Source organism: Streptococcus xiaochunlingii, from assembly GCF_006385805.1.
Taxonomy (GTDB): domain Bacteria; phylum Bacillota; class Bacilli; order Lactobacillales; family Streptococcaceae; genus Streptococcus; species Streptococcus xiaochunlingii.
Genome location: NZ_VFSG01000002.1, coordinates 22,173 through 44,780 on the forward strand (window position 1 = coordinate 22,173; position 22,608 = coordinate 44,780).

The window sequence follows — 22,608 nt, forward strand, 5'->3', positions numbered from 1 at the left end:
TTTTAAGGCTATGTCATAAATTTGTAGAATTTTTTCTATAATTAGGAGTTTGAAAAAGTTTTCATAGAGTTTTATAATAAAAAATGTAAACGTTACCAAAAGTAAAATGACAAAGGGGGGAGTCAGATGAAAAAGTTTGTTAAGACCTTGAGAGAAAATCTCATTTTCTTCTTGATGGTTTTACCAGGTGCAGCGTGGTTGATTTTATTCTTCTACATACCTGTTTTGGGAAACGTTGTCGCATTTAAAGACTATCATATCACCGGAGAGGGATTTATTGATAGTGTAATGAAGAGTAAGTGGGTAGGATTTGATAACTTCAAATTCCTCTTTAGTTCTAAAGATGCTTATATCATTACAAGAAATACCGTCCTTTACAACCTAGCCTTTATTTTCTTGGGCTTGATTGTTTCTGTTGGGATTGCCATTATCTTTAGTGAGATGCGTTCCAAACGCTTGGTTAAAGTGTTTCAAACATCAATGTTGTTCCCCTATTTCTTGTCATGGGTTATCATTAGCTTCTTTACAGATGCCTTCTTAAACGTCGATAAAGGCTTGATTAACCATATCTTAACATCACTTGGGATGAAAGGAATCAACTTCTATACAGAGGTTGCCATTTGGCCAGCGCTTCTCCTCTTCTTAGGAATCTGGAAAGGTTTTGGTTATAGCAGTGTTATGTACTATGCAACTATCATGGGAATTGATCCAACCTTCTATGAAGCTGCAACAGTGGATGGAGCATCTAAGTGGCAGCGAATTCGCCACATTACCATTCCTCAGTTGGCTTCCTTGATTACGGTCTTGACCATCCTTGCAATCGGAAATATCTTCCGTGCTGACTTTGGATTGTTCTACCAAATCCCACATAATTCAGGTGCCCTTTATAGTGTGACAAACGTAATTGATGTCTATGTCTACAATGGACTTGCTAAATCAGGAGATATTGCGATGGCCGCAGCGGCTGGTCTTTACCAATCAGTTGTCGGATTGATTCTCGTTTTACTTTCTAATATTGTAGCACGTCGGATTGATAAGAATGCAGCGCTCTTCTAGAAAGGAGGATACCATGGCAAAATCAAAAATTAAAAAAGAAAAAGTTGATAATGTTGGGATCCACTCCTTCAGTAAGAAAGCAGACATCTTCTTTAGTAGCATCGTCGGCTTGGTTGCTCTATCCTGTATCTTGCCCTTCATCTTCGTTGTCATGATTTCCTTGACAGATGAACAAAGTTTGGCTATTCACGGCTTCCAATTTTGGCCTGCTAAGTTTGGTGCAGATGGCTATCTTTTCCTTGTCCAATTTAAGGATAAGATTTTTCAAGCCCTCTTTATTACCTTGTTTGTGACGATTGTAGGGACAGCATGTAATGTCTTTATTACAACAACCTATGCCTACGCTATCTCTCGTAGAACCTTTAAGTACAGAAACTTCTTTACGGTCTTTGCACTCTTGAGCATGCTCTTTAGTGCAGGGATGGTACCAGGTTACGTCGTTACGACTCAGTTGCTTCATTTAGGAGATACGGTTGGAGCCCTCATCATTCCGATGTTATTGAGTCCCTTCAATATCATCTTGATGCGGACCTTCTTCAAACGGACGATCCCAGAAGCCATTCTTGAGTCTGCTCGGATAGATGGAGCAAGTGAGACGCGGATCTTCTTCCAGATCTGTTTGCCACTTTCTCTTCCAGGGATTGCGACCATCAGTCTCTTCACAGCCCTTGGCTTCTGGAATGACTGGTTCAACGCCCTTCTCTATATCAAGAGTGAAAACCTCTATCCTCTTCAATACTTGCTGATGCAAATCCAAAATAACATGGATTACATTTCTAAGTCAGTCGGTGCATCTAGTCAAATCGCTGGTGCGGTCCAATCCCTTCCTAAGGAAACTGGACGGATGGCCATGGTGGTGGTGGCAACAGTTCCAATCGCTATCCTCTATCCATTCTTCCAACGTTACTTTGTAAAAGGATTGACCATCGGTGGTGTTAAAGAGTAAGCAAATGTTGCTCACTCACCCTTCATAATGTTAATAAAGAAAAATAAAAAAGGAGTTTTTCTCATGAAAAATTGGAAAAAATATGCTTTAGCTTCTGCTAGCGTTCTCGCACTTGGAGCAACTCTTGCTGCTTGTGGTAACTTGACAGGTGATAACCAAAAATCATCTAAGAGTGAAGATGGCAAAACAGTTATCAAAATGTACCAAATCGGTGACAAACCTGATAACTTGGATACCTTGTTAGAAAATGCTAACAAGATCATCGAAGAAAAAGCTGGTGTTAAATTAGACATCAAATACCTTGGTTGGGGTGACTATGACAAGAAGATGAACGTTATCATTTCATCTGGTGAAAGCTACGATATTGCCTTTGCAAACAACTATGTCATCAACGCTCAAAAAGGTGCTTACGCTGACTTGACAGACTTGTATAAGAAAGAAGGAAAAGAGCTTTATGAAGCACTTGACCCAGCTTATATCAAAGGGAATACTGTAAACGGTAAAATCTATGCTGTTCCAGTTGCAGCCAACGTTGCATCTTCACAAAACTTTGCCTTCAACGGACCACTTCTTGAAAAATATGGTATTGATGTTTCAAACGTCACAGACTATGCTTCTCTTGAACCAGTCTTGAAAGCGATCAAAGAAAAAGATCCAAACGTTGTTCCATTCGCAATGAACAAGAGCTACGGTGGACCTTCTGATGACTTCGATTACATTGCAGTAGATGGACTTCCATTCGTTGTCGATTTGCAAGGTGACACCACTAAGATCGTTGACCGTTACACTATTCCACGTTATGTTGAAAACTTGAAGACTCTTCATAAATACTATGAAGCTGGCTATATTCCAAAAGACGTAGCTACAAGCGACACTGGATATGACCTTTCTCAAGATACTTGGTTGGTACGTGAAGAAACAGTAGGACCTGCTGACTATGGTAACAGCTTGCTTACTCGTGTAGCAAACCGTAAGATCGAAATCAAACCATTCACTCAACTTTACAAGAAGAACAACACTACTCAAGTTGCAAACTTTGTTATCTCAAACAACTCTAAGAACAAAGAAAAAGCAATGGAAGTATTGAACCTCTTGAATACAAATCCAGAACTCTTGAACGGTCTTGTTTACGGACCAGAAGGCAAGAACTGGGAAAAAGTTGAAGGTAAAGAAAACCGTGTGAAAGTCTTGGATGGCTACAACGGAAACACTCACATGTCTGGATGGAACACAGGTAACAACTGGATTCTTTACATCAACGAAAACGTAACGGATGAGCAAATTGCACAATCTAAGAAAGACTTAGAAACTGCTAAAGAATCTCCAGCACTTGGATTCATCTTCAACACTGAAAACGTGAAATCAGAAATCACTGCCCTTACAAACACTTTGAACCAATTCACAAGTGCCATCAATACAGGTACAGTAGATCCTGAAGTTGAAATTCCTAAGATGCTTGAAAAATTGAAATCAGAAGGTGCCTACCAAAAAGTCTTGGATGAAATCCAAAAACAATACGATGAGTACCTTGCTGCTAAGAAATAAGCTAGCATTACTTGCTTAAGTCTATCAAAAGACTTTGAGGTCTTCGCACTTCAAAGTCTTTTCTGTTGATGATTTCGAAATCGAAACCATCAGAGGAAATGTGCTATAATATAGGGTATAATCATCAGTTGTACTAGGGAAACTATACTAAGTCGTAAGTTCCCCTCTACAGCATATGAACATGGAGACACATTATGGGAAGAATGATTGAATTTATTTTTACAAGAGTCTACTTAGCCATGCTGGCAACAGGGATCTTTTGGGCGCTAACCTTTTGTGGAGGCATCCTATTTGGATTTGGGCCGGCTAGTGCAACGATTATGAGTCTATATGCCGAACATGGATCTGATTACAAACAATATGGTTGGTCTGAGGCTTGGTCGCTCTATAAAGAAAACTTCCGTCGGGCCAACCAGGTTTTCTATACATTTTTTTTAATCGAAGCCATTCTTATTTATGGCATGTATCTGATGATTCAATTGCCTCACTTGTCCCTATTTCAGATTTTTATCTTATTGGTCAATTTGATTTTCTTATTGGTGGCTCCCCTGACTTTTGCAGTCTATCTCAAGCTTCAAGTCCATTTTGACTTGTCCTATCTCAACAGCTTGAAGTTGAGTTTTATTGGTGCTTTTTTGGATATTCGTGCAGTGACGAAACTTCTCTTGGGGACCTTTCTTCTAGGAGTTGTTACCCATTTCGTTCCGGCTTTATTTTTCTTTGTTTTACTGGGCTTGTGGCATTTCTTTGTCAATGATATTTTTCAACCAGTCTATGAAACAATTCGCTCTAAAGTGGTTTCTTAATTATGAAAAAAATATGGTTAGCAACACTTTTGAAGTTCTATGCCTATATCATGGTGGGGATCATCACGACCTTAGGTGTGACAGTATCGTTGGTTTATTGGCATAATCAGCGAGCAGAAACAGAACGGATTGCTCAGTTGATTTCTTCCCGCTTGACTACTGAGGTAGAGGATATCTACAAAAGATCGACACAATGGGGAAAGAGTCTGGTAGAAAACCCTGCCAAGCTCGAAGGAGTTTACAAGTACTTTTCAATGTCGCCTTCTGAATACGAAAGTTGGCGACTGGACAATTATGTTTCCAACTATATTCAAGTCTCCCTGCACCGAAATGTTCAAACTCTTTACTTGGAACACGATGTCCTGGATGAAATTGATTTGGTGTTAAATGACTATACAACGGTCTTTGTTTCCAGTAAAAGTAAAAAAGGAGGGCAACAAGTTCCAGCGGATCAATACGTGGCTAGTTCACAAGCCATCCCAGTCTCCTTGACGGATGTGACGACTGGCGAGGATATTGGACTGGCTTACATTAAAATCAATCCAGCGCTATTGGATTCTGTCGTCGATAATATTCAAGACACGATTTCAGTTGCCGTCCAAATCTATAATCCCTTGGGCAAGGTTTTTTACCACAGAGGGGATATCAACCCTAAAGATCATAGCCAGTGGATTGTGCGAGATACTGCTTACGGTTATCAGATCTGGGTTGGAATCCCGAACTCTTACACGGTTCGAACAGCCTTATTTAGTTTTACCTGGATGATTTCGGTCGCCCTAATCCTAGTCTTGGTCTTGTATCTCTTGCTTCAACGAATTTTCCGTAATTACCAAAAACAAGTTTTGGATTTGGTAGATACCATGGAAGCCATCGGCCAGGGGGATTCTGAGCGACGGATCAATGTGGATACCAAAGAGCAGGAGCTCCTTTTAGTTGCAGAAACGACCAATACCATGTTGGACAATATGGACAAGTCTATCCGTGATATCTATCAGCTACAACTGAGTCAAAAAGATGCCAATATGAAGGCCTTGCAAGCGCAGATTAATCCGCATTTCATGTATAATACCATGGAGTTTATTCGCATGTATGCAGTCATGCAGGATCAAGAAGAATTAGCCGATATTATTTACGAATTTAGTAGTCTTCTTCGAAACAATATTTCAGAGGAGAAGGAGACGACCATCGAAAATGAGTTGGAATTTTGTAGAAAATACAGCTATCTCTGTATGGTACGTTATCCAAAATCGATTGCCTACGGCTTTAAAATTGAACCCGGTTTAGAAGAGATGGTTATTCCCAAGTTTACTCTTCAGCCATTAGTGGAAAATTACTTTGTCCATGGAGTTGACCACAAGCGCAAAGACAATGTCATTAGTATTAAAGTCCGTCGTGTTGGAGAAGCGGTGGAAATTCGTGTCCAAGACAATGGGAGAGGAATGGAACCAAGCCAATTGCAACGGATCCAACAAATATTGAGTCATGGGGATCCTCGAGAAGAAGTAGAAGAGAGTAAGGGACGGCAATCCATTGGGATTGTCAATGTCCACGAGCGTTTCCTTCTCTACTTTGGGGATCGTTACCACATTCAAATTACATCAGAAAAAGGAAAAGGTGTCCTCTATACGATTACCATCAAGGACGCTTAAGAGGAAAAAATCGTGTATAAAGTCTTACTGGTTGACGATGAATATATGATTACGGAGGGGCTGAAAAAACTGATTCCTTTTGAAAAATGGGATATGGAAGTTGTTTACACAGCAGAGGATGCAGACCAGGCCTTGGCCTATGTTGCGGATTATCCAGTGGATATCGTGATTACGGATGTCAATATGCCAGGAAAAACCGGTCTGGAAATGATTGATCAAATGCAGTCCATTCTTCCCCATGCAGCCTATATCATTATGTCGGGGTACCAAGATTTTGCTTATGTTAAAAAAGCCTTAAACCTCCGGGTAGCAGACTATCTGTTAAAGCCTGTCAATAAGGTGGAGCTGGGGAATATCCTAGAAAAATTATCCCAAACTCTGAAAAATCCAGATCAAGCGACGGCCAATCGGCTCCTTCATGAAGACTGGTCAGAAGAAGAGTTTGAGCAAGCCATCCGAGGGAGAAAACAACTCTGGATTGGAGTGGATAAGGAAAGGAAAGGCTTTGCCAGTTCGTCTTATCAGGTCTTAGGAAAAAATCTTCAACTCTATCTTTCCGATGAGGATGAAGGGGCTTTCCTACAGCGCCGTTTCCAAGCACCTTATAAGGAACATTTTCAACAATTTAAAGAGCTTGTTGAACGAAGTCTGTTTTATGGGGATCTCCCATTGGAGGAAGAAGATGGTGTCTTTAATTACTACGAACCCATCTACCGTGTCATCATTCAGGGAAATATCCAACAGATTTTGGAGGAGTTGAACTGGTTGGAAGAAACCGTGAAAAGTCATACCCCAAAAGTAGCGATAGCCAAGCAACTCTTTATTCAGTTCATTATGGATGTCTTTCATTTATTTGAACACCTGCAGGGAGATGACCTGACAGAAGTTGTGAAAGCTGTTCATGAGACAACGACTTTCGAGGATCTTGTTACCTGCGTTCGGAACCAATTGGAGAGTTTCTTCTCTCAATATCGGATGAACAATAATGTGGCGACCGTCTTAGAAGTAATTGGACGCGACTATCGGAAGGAACTGTCGCTCAAGGATATCAGCAAAGATCTCTATATCAATCCTGTTTATTTAGGGCAATTGATCAAACGTGAGACCAATTCCACCTTTGCAGAGCTCTTGAATAAACAAAGGATCAAAGCAGCTCAACAGTTGCTGTTGTCCACAACGGAAAGCATTGAAGATATTTGCTATGAAGTTGGCTACAGCAATGTCGGTTACTTTTATAAAGTATTCCGCAAGTTGTGTGGTAAGTCTCCTAAAGCCTACCGTCAACAAATCGGCGTAGAGGAAAGTGACTGATCTGAAAACATGAAAAATACCCTCCATTTTCTAATCAATGGAGGGTATTTTTTAGTTGCTTCTTCCGATCAAAATCGTGGCAGAAATGGTGACCTGAGTCAAATCGTTCCAGTCAATTTGAGCTGGATTGACGTGAAAGAGGAGAGGCGTCATGCTCAGAAGGGCCTCCCGCAATGCTGGTGTGAGTTCGAAGGTTTCCTGGCAATGGATGGTGTTTTCAATCGTAAAATGATCAGAGAAATGTTGAATAATCTGCTCATTGGAATAATCGGCCTGATCCAGGTGGTCCTTCACCTTCTGACGAATCTCTTGCAGATGGGCGGCTGTTGGGATGACCTTGATAAGGCGACCTTCTGGGGCCAGGACCCGTTTAAATTCCTGATAATTTGCTGGCGAAAAGATATCTAGGAGAAGGTTCATGCTCTGGTCCAAAAGAGGGAGACGGGCTAAATCTCCGACAAACCACTTGACCTTCCATTCCTGGTCGCTTTTGGCAGCCAGTTGGATCGATTCCTTAGATAAATCAAAGGCGTAAAAGGAATGGTCTGGATACCGTTCTTGCAAGCTGCGCGAATAGTAGCCTTCTCCGCAACCAATATCTAAAATGTTGGCTGGATGGTCCAGTGGAGACAAGCATTCTGACAGACTAGTGAGGATATGGTCGTAGAAACCGTTCTCTAGAACGAGTTGCCGGTTTTGAAAATTCTCCTTGTCATAGTCCTTCGAAGCCTTCACTTGTGGGGCCAAGTTCACATAGCCAAACTTAGCAAGGTCAAAGGAGTGGCGGTTAGTGCAGACCAAGCTTTGTTGGACTATGTCGAGGGCTTCTTGACAGATGGGACAGGCAAAAGCAGTGGCTGTCTGAAATCGTTGTAATTTTGGTTTGATCGTCATGATACATCTAGTGTACCAAAAAACCTCTGAAAGTCATAGCTTCAGAGGTCTTCTTTTTAATAAGTCAAAACAAAGTATTTTTTCTTACCGCGACGGATAACGGTCAATTCATTTTCTAATTTATCGCTATCGCTCAAGATATAGTCAAGGTCTTGGATGCGGTCGCCGTTGACGTAGATAGCTCCATTTTGAACATCTTCTCGGGCTTGGCGTTTGGAATTCACCACGCCAGAAGACACGAGCAATTCTACAATATTGTGGTTTTCGTCCGCTTGTACTTGGTAGTTTGGTACACCACGAAGTCCTTGTTTGAGTTCTTTGACAGAAAGGTTTTTGATGTTTCCTGCAAAGAGTTGCTCAGTGATGTTAAGGGCTTCCTTGTAGGCTTCTTCACCGTGAACAAGTGTTACGACTTCACGAGCCAAGACTTTTTGAGCCAAGCGTTCATGAGGAGTAGCTTCAAACTGTTTGCGGATGTCTTCAATCTCGTCCAGTGACAAGAAAGTGAAGATCTTCAAGAAGCGTACAGCGTCAGCATCCATGACATTCATCCAGAATTGGTACATTTCGTATGGAGAAGTCTTTTCAGGGTTGAGCCAAACCGCATTCCCTTCAGATTTACCAAATTTCTTACCAGTCGCATCTGTAATGAGGGGAACAGTGATGACGTGACCAGTCTTATCAGCCTTCCGACGAAGCAACTCTGTACCAGCTGTCATATTTCCCCACTGGTCAGAACCACCGATTTGCAAAGTGACATTGTGCTCTTGGTTCAGAACAAAGAAGTCGTAGCCTTGCATGATTTGGTAGGCAAATTCAGTGTAAGAAATTCCTGTTTCGATACGTTTCTTCACAGATTCCTTGCTCATCATGTAGTTGACAGTAAAGTATTTTCCAATGTCGCGAAGGAAGTCAATGAAGCTAATGCTGCCAAACCAGTCGTAGTTATTGACCATGACAGCCTTATTTTCCCCATTTTCAAAATCTAAGAAACGAGACAATTGCCCTTGGATAGAAGTGACCCAACCGTCTACAGTCTCCTTAGTTTGTAAACTGCGCTCGGCATCTTTGAAAGAAGGGTCTCCAATGAGTCCGGTCGCACCACCGACAAGCGCATAAGGTTTGTGGCCTGCCAATTGTAAGCGACGACTGGTCAAGATTGCAACAAGGTGCCCAAGGTGCAAACTATCAGCAGTTGGATCGTAGCCAGTATAATACGATACTTGTCCTTCTTCTAGGGCTTTACGCAAAGCATCTTCGTCAGTCGTTTGGAAAATCAAACCACGTTCTTTTAGCTCATCAAAAATGTGCATCGTTCTCTCCTTTTCTAAGCTACTGGCCGGATCGATGAAAACAGTCCAGTATCTGTATGGTTTCTCTCTATTTTACCATAATGACTTGAAATAGCAATGAAAGGACGAAAAAAATCCAGTTGGAAACGGTGTTCTCAACTTTAGGAATTGAAAAGAAAGAGGTCCATTTGGTATAATAGGAAGGACAAGGAGAAATAGAGTGAGTCAAATGAGAGAATTTTTTACAAAGTGCGGGAAGAAAATAAAAGACTTCTTTGCCAAGATGACTGTTGAAGTCGATGAGAAGGAAGACAAGGAGGGTTGGTCACTAGGAGATTTCGTAGCAACGATTCTCCGCACGATGAAACTCCTTTGGGATGTGCTATTGGTGTTTGCTTTAGGTGGTCTCTTGTTTGGTGCAGGGATCGCGATTGGCTATGCAGCCAGCCTATTTAATGAGACAGAGACACCGGATCCGACCCAATTGGTTCAACAAGTACGAAATATTTCCAGCGTTTCAAAGATTTCCTACTCAGATGGAAGCATCATTTCTGATATTGACAGTGACTTGATTCGGATCCCTGTCCAAAAGGATGCGATTTCGGACAATGTCAAAAAGGCTGTTATTGCCACAGAGGATGAGAATTTTAATAGTCATAATGGGGTAGTTCCAAAGGCAGTAATCCGGGCCACCTTGGGTTCAGTTGCTGGAGTCGGTTCTTCTAGTGGGGGTTCGACACTGACCCAACAGTTGATTAAACAACAAGTTGTGGGAGATGCACCGACCTTCTCACGGAAGGCCGCTGAGATTATTGATGCCCTTGCTCTTGAGCGGGTAATGGATAAGGACGAAATTTTAACGACCTACCTCAATGTCTCTCCATTTGGTCGAAACAACCGGGGACAAAATATTGCAGGAGTGGAAGCTGCAGCTCAAGGGATTTTTGGTGTTTCTGCCAAAGACTTGACCATCCCACAAGCAGCCTTCATTGCTGGTTTGCCACAGAGTCCAATTGTCTACTCACCTTACGCCTCTGATGGCAGCCTCAAGACTCCGGAAAATCAAGCTTTAGGCTTGGACCGTGCCAAGGATGTCTTGTACAACATGTACCGGACAGGGGCTATCAGCAAGGAAGAGTACGACCAATACAGTCAATATGATTTGAGCAAGGATTTCCTTCCGTCAAATGGCATCGAGAAGACGCCGCACGACTACTTGTATTTCCAAGCTGTTAGCGAAGCGGAAGATGCCATGTATGAGTATCTAATTAAGAGAGACAACGTCTCTAGCCAAGACCTAAAAAACAATTCGACAGTTAAATCTTATCAAGAGTTGGCGAAGAAGGAATTGAGAGAGGGTGGCTATACGGTCCAGACCACTATCAACAAAGCTATCTACAATGCCATGCAAGAAGCAGTTGCCAATTATGGCGGTATCTTGGACGATGGAACGGGTACGGTAGAAGTCGGGAATGTCCTCATGGACAACCGAACAGGAGCGATTCTTGGCTTTGTTGGGGGACGGAATTTTGACGGGAATCAAAATAACCATGCCTTTGATACAAAGCGTTCTCCAGGTTCTACCATTAAACCCTTGCTGGCTTATGGAATTGCCATTGACCAAGGCTTGATGGGAAGCAATAGCATCGTCTCCAATTACCCAACCAACTTCTCTAGTGGAGAGCCAATTATGCACGTGGATAACCGAGGAACTGGTATGATGGACCTCCGAGAGGCCCTCAATACCTCATGGAATATCCCAGCTTATTGGACCTATCGTACTCTCCGCGAAAAGGGTGTCGATGTACCTGGATATATGGAAAAAATGGGCTACGATATCGCTGAGTACGGCATTGAAAGTCTGCCAATGGGAGGCGGGATCGAAGTAAGCGTTGCCCAACATACAAACGGTTATCAAACCCTTGCCAATAATGGGAATTATCAAAAACGCTACATGATTGAAAAAATCATGGACCAAAACGGAAAAGTTGTTTACCAGCACGAAAGCAAACCAACTCGAGTTTACTCAGCAGCAACTGCGACTATCATGCAGGATCTGTTAAGAGGTGTCATCAGCTCCGGTGCAACAACGACCTTCAAGAGCCGGATCAGCCAGGTCAACCCAACCCTTGCTAATGCCGATTGGATCGGGAAAACCGGAACTACCAATGAGAATGGAGATATGTGGCTCATTCTGTCTACTCCAAATCTCACCTTAGGTGGCTGGATTGGACACGATAACAATGCTTCTATGGCTCCATTGACAGGTTACAACAACAACGCAAGCTACATGGCCTATTTAGCCAATTCTATCTACCAGGCGGATCCAAATGCTTGGGGAGTACAAGACCGCTTCACCCTAGATAGTAGTGTCATTTCATCGACTGTTCTGAAAGCTACAGGACAACGACCTGGTCGTGTCAATGTCAATGGTCGTGACATCGATGTGTCGGGTGCGACAGTTACCAGCTATTGGGCTAAAAATGGTGCTCCACAAACGACCTACCGTTTTGCTATTGGTGGATCAGATAATGATTATGCTAGTGCTTGGGCTGGAATGCTAGGAGGTTCAGCGGGGACTTCCAATGGGAATCGCAATAGCAATCGGACAGGCAATACTAGTACGCCAAGCAGTTCATCATCGAGTGGACAAAACCGGTAAAAATTATCAGGGACAATACCATAAAATCGTTTTCATGTCTAGAGAAAACCTTGTGTTTTTTGTGAAAATACGATATAATAAGGACAAGTAATTTGTCGTGTGCTTTATTTGAAATATTGTCCAAATAGAAGCTTACAGCAGTTAAATCAAACTTTATAAAAGTCGATTTAGCTGCTCTTTTTGTGCCTATTTTTAGAAACAAACAGATTTGTCACACAAACTTAATCTTTCTAAAAATTCCAAAAAGGATGAATGATACGGAGGAGATTTCTTCTCACGTGATGTAGATCACACCCCCTTCATAACATCGTTTCGACTGGATCAGAACTATTCTGATGTGGTCAGAAGCGATCTAGAAACCGGATTTTCAGAGAGGGCCTTCCCCTAGCTGGTATCCTAGTATAGAAAAGGAGTTAAAACTTTGGCAGGACATGACGTTCAATACGGGAAACATCGGACCCGTCGTAGTTTTTCAAGAATCAAAGAAGTTCTTGATTTACCAAATTTGATTGAAATCCAAACGGATTCATTTAAAGATTTTCTGGATCATGGTTTGAAAGAAGTTTTCGAAGATGTATTGCCAATTTCGAACTTCACAGACACAATGGAGTTGGAATTCGTCGGCTATGAAATCAGAGAACCAAAGTATACCTTGGAAGAAGCACGTATCCATGATGCGAGCTATTCTGCCCCAATCTTTGTAACCTTCCGCTTGGTCAACAAGGAAACAGGCGAAATCAAAACTCAAGAAGTCTTCTTTGGTGATTTCCCAATCATGACTGAGATGGGAACCTTCATCATCAATGGTGGAGAGCGGATCATCGTATCTCAGCTCGTACGTTCACCAGGTGTCTACTTCAATGATAAGGTGGACAAGAACGGTAAGGTTGGCTATGGATCAACGGTTATTCCGAACCGTGGAGCTTGGCTAGAGCTTGAAACAGACTCAAAAGATATTGCTTATACTCGTATCGACCGTACGCGTAAGATTCCATTTACGACCTTAGTTCGTGCCCTTGGTTTCTCTGGGGATGACGAGATTTTTGATATCTTTGGGGATAGTGAATTAGTTCGCAACACTGTTGAAAAAGATATCCACAAAAATCCAATGGATTCTCGTACAGATGAAGCTCTTAAAGAAATTTATGAGCGTCTTCGTCCAGGTGAGCCAAAAACAGCGGAAAGCTCACGTAGCTTGTTGGTAGCCCGTTTCTTTGACCCACGTCGTTATGACTTGGCCCCAGTTGGTCGCTACAAGATCAACAAGAAACTCAATATCAAGAACCGTTTGTTGAACCAAACGATCGCAGAACCATTGGTAGATGCTGAAACGGGAGAAATCCTTGTAGAAGCTGGTACCGTGATGACACGCGATGTCATCGACAGCATCTCAGAACATTTGGATGGTGATCTGAACAAGATTGTCTATACTCCAAATGATTCGGCAGTATTGACAGAACCAGTCGTTCTTCAAAAATTCAAGGTTGTGGCACCAACAGATCCAGATCGCGTTGTCACTATCATCGGCAATGCTAATCCAGATGATAAGGTTCGTACCATCACTCCAGCCGATATCCTTGCTGAAATGAGCTACTTCCTTAACTTGGCTGAAGGTCTTGGCCGCGTGGATGATATCGACCACCTTGGAAACCGCCGCATCCGTGCGGTTGGTGAATTGCTTGCCAACCAAGTGCGTCTTGGACTTTCACGGATGGAACGTAATGTTCGTGAACGCATGTCTGTTCAAGATAATGAAGTATTAACACCTCAACAAATCATTAACATTCGTCCAGTGACTGCAGCGATCAAAGAATTCTTTGGTTCTTCACAATTGTCCCAGTTCATGGACCAACACAATCCACTTTCTGAGTTGTCTCACAAACGTCGTTTATCAGCTTTAGGGCCTGGTGGTTTGACACGTGACCGTGCTGGATACGAAGTCCGTGACGTGCACTACACTCACTATGGACGTATGTGTCCAATCGAAACACCTGAAGGACCAAACATCGGTTTGATTAACAACTTGTCATCCTACGGACACTTGAACAAGTATGGATTCATCCAAACGCCATACCGTAAAGTAGACCGTGAAAAAGGTGTGGTCACTAACGAAATCGTTTGGTTGACAGCTGATGAAGAAGATGAGTACATCGTAGCCCAGTCCAACTCTAAGTTGAACGAAAAAGGTGGTTTTGCTGAGCCAATCGTTATGGGACGTCACCGTGGTAACAACCAAGAGTTTCCATCTGATCAAGTCGACTACATGGATGTATCTCCAAAACAAGTAGTTGCCGTTGCGACAGCATGTATTCCGTTCTTGGAAAACGATGACTCCAACCGTGCCCTCATGGGTGCGAACATGCAACGTCAGGCTGTGCCATTGATCGATCCAAAAGCGCCTTACGTGGGTACTGGTATGGAATATCAAGCAGCTCATGACTCAGGAGCTGCAGTCATTGCGCAACATGATGGTAAAGTTAGCTATGCAGATGCGGATAAGGTAGAAGTTCGTCGTAAAGATGGATCTCTTGATGTCTACCACATCCAAAAATTCCGTCGTTCAAACTCAGGTACTGCATACAACCAACGTACTCTTGTAAAAGTTGGTGACGTTGTTGAAAAAGGAGACTTTATCGCAGACGGTCCATCGATGGAAAAAGGGGAAATGGCCCTTGGTCAAAACCCAATCGTCGCTTACATGACATGGGAAGGTTACAACTTTGAGGATGCCGTTATCATGAGCGAACGCTTGGTGAAAGAAGATGTCTACACATCTGTTCACTTGGAAGAATTCGAATCAGAAACGCGCGACACTAAGTTAGGCCCTGAAGAAATCACTCGTGAAATTCCAAACGTTGGGGAAGATGCTCTCAGAAACCTTGACGAAATGGGTATTATCCGTATCGGTGCGGAAGTAAAAGAAGGCGACATCTTAGTTGGTAAGGTGACACCGAAGGGTGAAAAAGACCTTTCTGCTGAAGAACGTCTCCTCCACGCTATTTTTGGAGATAAATCTCGTGAAGTGCGTGATACTTCTCTTCGTGTACCTCACGGTGGAGATGGTGTTGTTCGCGATGTTAAGATCTTTACGCGTGCAAACGGAGATGAATTGCAATCGGGTGTGAACATGTTGGTTCGTGTTTACATCGCACAAAAACGCAAGATCCGCGTCGGAGATAAGATGGCTGGTCGTCACGGAAACAAAGGGGTTGTATCCCGTATTGTTCCTGTTGAAGACATGCCTTACCTTCCAGATGGTACACCGGTTGATATCATGTTGAACCCACTTGGGGTGCCATCACGTATGAATATCGGTCAGGTTATGGAACTTCACCTTGGTATGGCAGCTCGTAACTTGGGCATCCACATCGCAACACCAGTCTTTGACGGAGCAAGCTCAGAAGACCTCTGGGATACTGTTCGTGAAGCAGGTATGGATAGCGATGCCAAGACCATTCTTTATGATGGTCGTACAGGTGAGCCATTTGATAACCGTGTCTCTGTCGGTGTCATGTACATGATCAAGCTTCACCACATGGTTGATGATAAACTCCATGCTCGTTCTGTCGGACCATATTCAATGGTTACCCAACAACCACTCGGAGGTAAAGCTCAGTTTGGTGGACAACGTTTCGGGGAAATGGAAGTTTGGGCCCTTGAGGCTTATGGTGCGTCTAATGTCCTTCAAGAAATCTTGACCTACAAGTCAGACGATGTCAACGGACGTTTGAAAGCTTATGAAGCGATTACCAAAGGAAAACCAATTCCAAAACCAGGTGTGCCAGAGTCCTTCCGAGTACTCGTGAAAGAATTGCAATCACTTGGATTGGATATGCGTGTCCTAGATGAAGATGACAAAGAAGTCGAACTTCGCGATCTTGACGAAGGGGAAGACGACGATGTCATCCACGTAGATGATCTAGAAAAAGCACGTGAAAAAGCAGCCAAGGAAGCTCGCGCGGCTTTCGAAGCTGAAGGGAAAGAAGATTAATAAAATATGTAGTTCAAGAGGGAAGAAAACCTGAGAAGGTTCTCTACCCCCAAGCTTTAGGCTTGAAGGAGTGAAGGAAGTTCCTTCTCTCCTTCGCCAAAAAGCAGAAGAACATACAATCGATAATGAACATAAAGAAAGGTAAGAAATAGTGGTTGATGTAAATCGTTTTAAAAGTATGCAAATCACCCTAGCTTCTCCAAGCAAGGTCCGTTCATGGTCTTATGGAGAGGTCAAGAAACCTGAAACAATCAACTACCGTACATTGAAACCAGAACGTGAAGGTCTCTTTGATGAAGTCATCTTTGGACCGACAAAAGACTGGGAATGTGCGTGTGGAAAATACAAACGGATCCGTTACAAAGGGATCGTTTGTGACCGCTGTGGTGTGGAAGTAACACGTGCGAAAGTTCGTCGTGAACGCATGGGACACATCGAGTTGAAAGCGCCTGTGTCACATATCTGGTACTTCAAAGGCATCCCTTCTCGTATGGGATTGACCTTGGATATGAGTCCTCGTGCCCTTGAGGAAGTCATCTATTTCGCAGCTTACGTGGTCATTGATCCAAAAGATACACCGCTTGAGCACAAATCCATCATGACGGAACGTGAATACCGTGAACGCTTGCGCGAATACGGACCAGGTTCTTTTGTAGCTAAGATGGGGGCAGAAGCGATCCAAGACCTCTTGAAACAAGTGGATTTGGAAGCTGAAATTGCTGTCTTGAAAGAAGAATTGAAGACTGCAACTGGTCAAAAACGTGTGAAGGCAGTTCGCCGTTTGGATGTCTTAGATGCCTTCTACAAATCTGGCAACAAGCCAGAATGGATGGTTCTCAACATCCTTCCCGTTATTCCACCAGATCTTCGTCCGATGGTCCAATTGGATGGTGGCCGTTTTGCTGCCTCTGACTTGAATGACCTATACCGTCGTGTGATTAACCGGAACAACCGTTTGGCACGTTTGCTTGAGTTGAATGCCCCTGGTATCATCGTGCAAAACGAAAAACGGATGCTCCAAGAAGCCGTTGATGCTTTGATCGACAACGGTCGTCGTGGTCGTCCGATCACAGGACCAGGTAGCCGTCCACTGAAATCTTTGAGCCATATGCTCAAAGGGAAACAAGGACGCTTCCGTCAAAACTTGCTCGGTAAACGGGTGGACTTCTCAGGACGTTCCGTTATTGCCGTTGGTCCAACTCTTAAGATGTACCAATGTGGTGTGCCACGTGAAATGGCCATCGAGCTTTTTAAACCATTCGTGATGCGTGAAATCGTTGCGCGTGACATCGTGCAAAACGTAAAAGCCGCTAAACGCTTGGTCGAACGTGGAGATGAGCGGATCTGGGATATCTTGGAAGAAGTGATCAAAGAACACCCAGTTCTCTTGAACCGCGCACCGACCCTTCACCGTTTGGGGATCCAAGCCTTTGAACCTGTCTTGATTGACGGGAAAGCTCTTCGCTTGCACCCACTTGTCTGCGAAGCCTACAATGCCGACTTTGACGGGGACCAAATGGCCATCCACGTACCGCTTTCAGAAGAAGCCCAAGCAGAAGCTCGTATCTTGATGCTGGCTGCTGAGCACATCTTGAATCCGAAAGACGGGAAGCCAGTCGTTACCCCATCTCAGGATATGGTTTTGGGGAACTACTACCTCACTATGGAAGAAGCTGGTCGTGAAGGCGAAGGAATGGTCTTCAAAGACCGTGATGAAGCGGTCATGGCCCTTCGCAATGGTTATGTTCACTTGCATACTCGTGTCGGAATTGCGACGGATAGCTTGAACAAACCATGGACAGAAGCGCAACAACACAAGATTCTCTTGACAACTGTTGGTAAGATCCTCTTTAACGATATCATGCCTGCAGAACTTCCATATCTTCAAGAGCCAAATAATGCCAACTTGACAGAAGGCGTTCCAGCTAAGTATTTCTTGGAGTCTGGTCAAGATGTCAAAGCGGCGATTGAGAAATTGGAATTAAACGTTCCATTCAAGAAGAAAAACCTTGGAAATATCATCGCAGAAATCTTCAAACGCTTCCGTACAACAGAAACATCTGCTTTCTTGGACCGTTTGAAAGACTTAGGTTACCACCACTCAACCCTTGCTGGTTTGACAGTGGGGATTGCCGATATTCCAGTTGTTGAAGACAAGGCTGAAATCATTGAAGAATCTCACAAACGTGTAGAACAAATCACCAAACAGTTCCGTAAAGGGATGATTACAGATGATGAGCGCTACAATGCGGTTACAGCTGAATGGCGTGCAGCCCGTGAGAAATTGGAAAAACGTCTGATTGATAATCAAGATCCGAAGAACCCAATCGTTATGATGATGGATTCTGGAGCCCGTGGTAACATCTCAAACTTCTCACAGCTTGCCGGTATGCGTGGTTTGATGGCCGCTCCAAACGGACGGATCATGGAATTGCCGATCCTATCAAACTTCCGCGAAGGTTTATCAGTACTCGAAATGTTCTTCTCTACTCACGGTGCTCGTAAAGGGATGACCGATACGGCCCTTAAGACAGCCGACTCAGGTTATTTGACTCGTCGTTTGGTTGACGTTGCCCAAGATGTGATCATTCGTGAAGATGACTGTGGAACTGACCGTGGACTTCTCATTACCTCTATTACAGATGGTAAAGAAATGATTGAACCATTGGAAGAACGTTTGACAGGTCGTTATACCAAGAAAACTGTTAAACATCCTGAAACAGGAGAAGTCATCGTTGGTCCTGATACCTTGATTACAGAAGATATCGCTCGTGACATCGTCAATGCAGGTGTTGAAGCAGTGACCATCCGTTCTGTCTTCACATGTAACACTCGTCATGGTGTCTGCCGTCACTGTTATGGTATCAACTTGGCGACTGGTGATGCGGTTGAGGTTGGTGAAGCAGTCGGAACCATCGCTGCCCAATCTATCGGGGAACCTGGTACACAGCTTACAATGCGTACCTTCCACACGGGTGGGGTTGCCTCAAATACTGATATCACGCAAGGTCTTCCTCGTGTCCAAGAAATCTTTGAAGCCCGCAATCCGAAAGGGGAAGCGGTCATCACTGAGGTCAAAGGGGAAGTCACAGCCATTGAAGAAGATGCTTCTACACGGACCAAGAAAGTCTTTGTACGTGGTGCGACTGGAGAGGGAGAATACGTTGTCCCTTACACAGCCCGCATGAAAGTCGAAGTGGGAGATCAAGTCTCTCGTGGTGCGGCTCTTACAGAAGGATCTATCCAACCAAAACGTCTCCTTGCCGTTCGTGATGTCTTGTCAGTTGAAACTTACCTCCTTGCGGAAGTACAAAAAGTATACCGTAGCCAAGGGGTAGAAATCGGCGACAAACACATCGAGGTAATGGTGCGTCAAATGATCCGTAAGGTTCGCGTTATGGATCCAGGAGATACAGACCTTCTCATGGGTACTCTCATGGATATCACAGACTTTACAGATGCCAACCGTGATGTGGTTATTTCTGGTGGGGTTCCTGCGACGGCTCGTCCAGTCCTTATGGGAATCACCAAAGCCTCTCTTGAAACCAATAGTTTCTTGTCAGCGGCTTCCTTCCAGGAAACAACTCGTGTCCTCACTGACGCAGCGATTCGTGGTAAGAAAGACCATCTCCTTGGACTTAAGGAAAATGTTATCATTGGTAAGATTATTCCTGCAGGTACAGGTATGGCTCGTTACCGTAACTTGGAACCACAAGCAGTCAATGAAGTCGAAATTATCGAAGAAGTTCCAGTCACAGAAGAAGCAACCGAAATGGTTGAATCACCTGTAGTGGAAGAAAATTAATCCCAAAAGAAGCTTTACTGATTATCAGTAGGGCTTCTTTTTGTTTGTGTCAAAAAATAGCCTGACTTTCCTTCGTCGGGGTATATTTTGAAATAAAATGGAGAAAATGTTCGGGAAATTTACTGTATTTTTCTTTCATAAGCAGAATTCTTTTATTATCAAAGGATTTTATATATAATATTGGATACAAAGGACGGAGAGAAATATGTATCAAGTAATTGAAATGTATGGGGATTACGAACCCTGGTGGTTTTTAGAAGATTGGGAGAAGGACATTGTCACTAGTCAGAGTTTTGATGACTATTATGAAGCCCTAAAATACTACAAACGCCAATGGTTACTTTTAAGAGAGCAATCTCCATTATTTAAAAGTAGAAGTGATTTAATGACGATTTTTTGGGATCCTGAGGATCAGCGCTGGTGTGAAGAATGTGCGGAATATGTGCAACAATATCATTCAGTCGCCTTATTAGAAAACGATCAGAAGATACCGAGAAGCAAGCGCCGCCCAGGCTACGAAAAAGAGAATGCCCACACGGCTCATCGCTCTTGTAAGCTAGACTACGAGAGCAATAATCTATAGGAAGAGAAATTCAATATGCAGTTGAGTTTCTTTTTTTTTGCTCTTTTTTCTAAATTCAGCGCTAGTTGGCCAATTATTTGCGAATTATATAGTGAAAGGAGGAAATATGGTTCAAGAAATTGCACAATCTATAATTCGAATGGCATCGAATGCCGAAGCTCAGGATATTTATTTTGTTCCTCGATCGTCAGACTATCAGCTCTTTCTAAGGGTAGGGGATGAGCGACGCTTTATCGAGACCTATCAGCAAGAACAAATGGTAGCGGTCGTCAGCCATTTTAAGTTTATGGCAGGGATGAATGTGGGGGAAAGGCGCCGGAGTCAATTGGGCTCCTGTGACTATTCTCTAGGGGATAAGGTCTTGTCCTTACGTTTGTCTACTGTGGGAGACTATAGGGGATATGAGAGTTTGGTCATTCGCCTGCTCCACAATGAGGACCGGGAGCTCCGTTTCTGGTTCGACCAACTTCAAGAGCTAGAAGAGAAGGTGAGTAAGCGGGGGCTCTACTTATTTGCAGGTCCAGTCGGATCGGGGAAGACGACACTGATGCATGCCCTAGCCAAGAAGAAATTTTCGGGGCAACAAGTCATGTCGATTGAAGATCCGGTAGAAATTAAGCAAGAAGAGATGCTGCAACTGCAACTCAATGAAGCGATTGGCATGACCTATGATAGCTTGATTAAACTGTCTCTGCGTCATCGCCCAGATCTCCTCCTCATCGGAGAAATCCGTGACACGGAGACAGCTCGCGCAGTTATTCGGGCTAGTCTGACAGGTGTGACAGTCTTTTCCACCATCCATGCCAAGAGCATTCCTGGGGTTTATGAACGCCTATTGGAGTTGGGGGTGAGTGAGGAGGAGTTACGGATTGTCCTTCAAGGGATATGTTACCAGCGTTTGATAAAGGGAGGAGGTGTCACTGACTTTGCCATCCAAGATTACCAAAACCACTCCAGTCAAAAGTGGAACCAGCAAATGGACGCGCTTTATGAAGCGGGACATATTGAGCTGGATCAGGCGCAAGCCGAAAAAATTATCGATTGCTAAGCAAGAACATGTCATTGAGCTCTTTCACAATCTCTACAGTAGTGGCTTTCATCTATCAGAGGTCATCGACTTTCTTCGGCGCAGTCAATTGGTAGAAGCCAATTTTGTTGAAAGAATGCAAGCTGGACTTGCCAACGGGAAGCCCCTGTCAGCCATTCTCTCTGATCTAGGTTTCTCCGATCAGGTAACGACTCAATTGGCACTGGCAGAGCAGCATGGAAATGTTACCTTAAGTTTGGAAAAAATCCGTAGCTACTTGGAAAATCTGACCCAGGTTCGAAAGAAACTAGTTGAGGTGGCGACCTATCCCGTGCTCTTGTTGGGATTTTTGATCTTGATTATGCTGGGGCTGAAAAATTATCTCTTGCCTCAGTTGGAGAGTCAAAATGGGGCGACACGACTGATCAGTGTTTTTCCCCAGTATGTTTTGTTAGGGAGTGTGGTGTTGACGATTGGAGTTTTGATGCTCCTTTTCCTAGGCCGTCGTGCCAAGCGGCTGGCCCTGGTTTCATCTTTGGCTAGACTTCCTTTTCTTCGCCCCTTCCTACAGGATTATCTGACAGCTTTTTATGCTCGAGAATGGGGAAGTATGATTGCCCAAGGGTTGGAGCTGAATCAAATTTTTCCTGTGATGCAGGGGCAACGTTCCCGTCTCTTTCGAGAGATTGGACAGGATTTAGAACGGGCATTGGCTCGTGGCAGGTCTTTTTCTGACCATATTCAGACTTATCCTTTCTTTAAACGAGAGCTGGCCCTCATGATTGAATATGGGGAGGCCAAGTCCAAGCTCGGTAGTGAGTTGGAAATCTATGCAGACAAGACCTGGGCAGGCTTTTTCCATCGTTTGAACAAGGCCATGAATGTCGTCCAACCACTGGTCTTTGTCTTTGTTGCTCTTATGATTGTTTTGCTCTATGCAGCCATGTTGCTGCCTATTTATGAAAATTTGGAGGTTCCTTTATGAAATCATTGCGCACACTCAAGGTAAAAGCTTTTACTCTGATTGAAATGAAGGATAGT

Annotated in this window: 14 protein-coding genes; 12 read left to right on the forward strand and 2 right to left on the reverse strand. The window is 43.6% G+C overall.

The window, feature by feature from the left end; all coding sequences use genetic code 11:
* The first annotated feature begins 126 nt into the window (after positions 1 to 126).
* The 6 genes from FJR71_RS07475 to FJR71_RS07500 all read left to right on the forward strand — a co-directional run bounded on the left by FJR71_RS07475 (position 127) and on the right by FJR71_RS07500 (position 7,313).
* Entirely contained in the window at positions 127 to 1,056 is a 930-nt protein-coding gene (locus tag FJR71_RS07475; protein ID WP_023022063.1) for an ABC transporter permease, read from the forward strand.
* A gap of 13 nt (positions 1,057 to 1,069) precedes the next feature.
* Positions 1,070 to 2,002 (forward strand): carbohydrate ABC transporter permease, encoded by a 933-nt coding sequence (locus tag FJR71_RS07480; protein WP_048691309.1) that lies wholly within the window; start codon positions 1,070 to 1,072, stop codon positions 2,000 to 2,002.
* Between the two features lie 63 nt (positions 2,003 to 2,065).
* A complete protein-coding gene (locus FJR71_RS07485) occupies positions 2,066 to 3,547 on the forward strand; it encodes an ABC transporter substrate-binding protein (RefSeq protein WP_048691306.1) in 1,482 nt (493 codons plus the stop codon).
* Positions 3,548 to 3,741: 194 nt separating this feature from the next.
* Complete coding sequence (locus tag FJR71_RS07490; RefSeq protein WP_048691304.1) at positions 3,742 to 4,353, forward strand: YesL family protein; 612 nt, start codon at positions 3,742 to 3,744, stop codon at positions 4,351 to 4,353.
* 2 nt (positions 4,354 to 4,355) lie between these two features.
* A complete protein-coding gene (locus FJR71_RS07495) occupies positions 4,356 to 6,002 on the forward strand; it encodes a sensor histidine kinase (RefSeq protein WP_140814459.1) in 1,647 nt (548 codons plus the stop codon).
* 12 nt (positions 6,003 to 6,014) lie between these two features.
* On the forward strand, positions 6,015 to 7,313 hold the full coding sequence (locus FJR71_RS07500) for a response regulator transcription factor (RefSeq protein ID WP_140814460.1): 1,299 nt from the start codon (positions 6,015 to 6,017) through the stop codon (positions 7,311 to 7,313).
* A 51-nt stretch (positions 7,314 to 7,364) separates the two neighbouring features.
* Here FJR71_RS07500 and FJR71_RS07505 read toward each other — a convergent pair whose 3' ends face one another.
* Together FJR71_RS07505 and tyrS are read right to left on the reverse strand one after the other, a co-directional pair.
* The gene (locus FJR71_RS07505; RefSeq protein ID WP_140814461.1) at positions 7,365 to 8,207 is read right to left on the reverse strand and encodes a putative RNA methyltransferase; all 843 of its coding nucleotides are present in this window, start codon (positions 8,205 to 8,207) and stop codon (positions 7,365 to 7,367) included.
* A gap of 56 nt (positions 8,208 to 8,263) precedes the next feature.
* Positions 8,264 to 9,520, reverse strand: coding sequence for a tyrosine--tRNA ligase (gene tyrS / locus FJR71_RS07510; protein WP_140814462.1), 1,257 nt, complete (start codon positions 9,518 to 9,520; stop codon positions 8,264 to 8,266).
* A gap of 199 nt (positions 9,521 to 9,719) precedes the next feature.
* On the opposite strand from tyrS, the gene pbp1b reads away from it, so the two are divergent.
* From pbp1b to comGB, 6 genes are all read left to right on the forward strand, one after another.
* On the forward strand, positions 9,720 to 12,161 hold the full coding sequence (pbp1b, locus tag FJR71_RS07515; RefSeq protein ID WP_140814463.1) for a penicillin-binding protein PBP1B: 2,442 nt from the start codon (positions 9,720 to 9,722) through the stop codon (positions 12,159 to 12,161).
* A 421-nt stretch (positions 12,162 to 12,582) separates the two neighbouring features.
* Positions 12,583 to 16,152: a DNA-directed RNA polymerase subunit beta gene (rpoB, locus tag FJR71_RS07520; protein WP_125335657.1), complete on the forward strand. Its 3,570-nt coding sequence runs from the start codon at positions 12,583 to 12,585 to the stop codon at positions 16,150 to 16,152.
* Between the two features lie 151 nt (positions 16,153 to 16,303).
* Positions 16,304 to 19,957, forward strand: coding sequence for a DNA-directed RNA polymerase subunit beta' (gene rpoC / locus FJR71_RS07525; protein ID WP_061564643.1), 3,654 nt, complete (start codon positions 16,304 to 16,306; stop codon positions 19,955 to 19,957).
* Between the two features lie 205 nt (positions 19,958 to 20,162).
* Positions 20,163 to 20,540: a DUF1033 family protein gene (locus FJR71_RS07530; RefSeq protein WP_006595139.1), complete on the forward strand. Its 378-nt coding sequence runs from the start codon at positions 20,163 to 20,165 to the stop codon at positions 20,538 to 20,540.
* Positions 20,541 to 20,646: 106 nt separating this feature from the next.
* Complete coding sequence (comGA, locus tag FJR71_RS07535; RefSeq protein ID WP_140814464.1) at positions 20,647 to 21,588, forward strand: competence type IV pilus ATPase ComGA; 942 nt, start codon at positions 20,647 to 20,649, stop codon at positions 21,586 to 21,588.
* Positions 21,530 to 22,552, forward strand: coding sequence for a competence type IV pilus assembly protein ComGB (comGB, locus tag FJR71_RS07540; protein ID WP_140814465.1), 1,023 nt, complete (start codon positions 21,530 to 21,532; stop codon positions 22,550 to 22,552). The genes comGA and comGB overlap by 59 nt, the downstream gene beginning before the upstream one ends.
* Positions 22,553 to 22,608 lie beyond the last annotated feature (56 nt).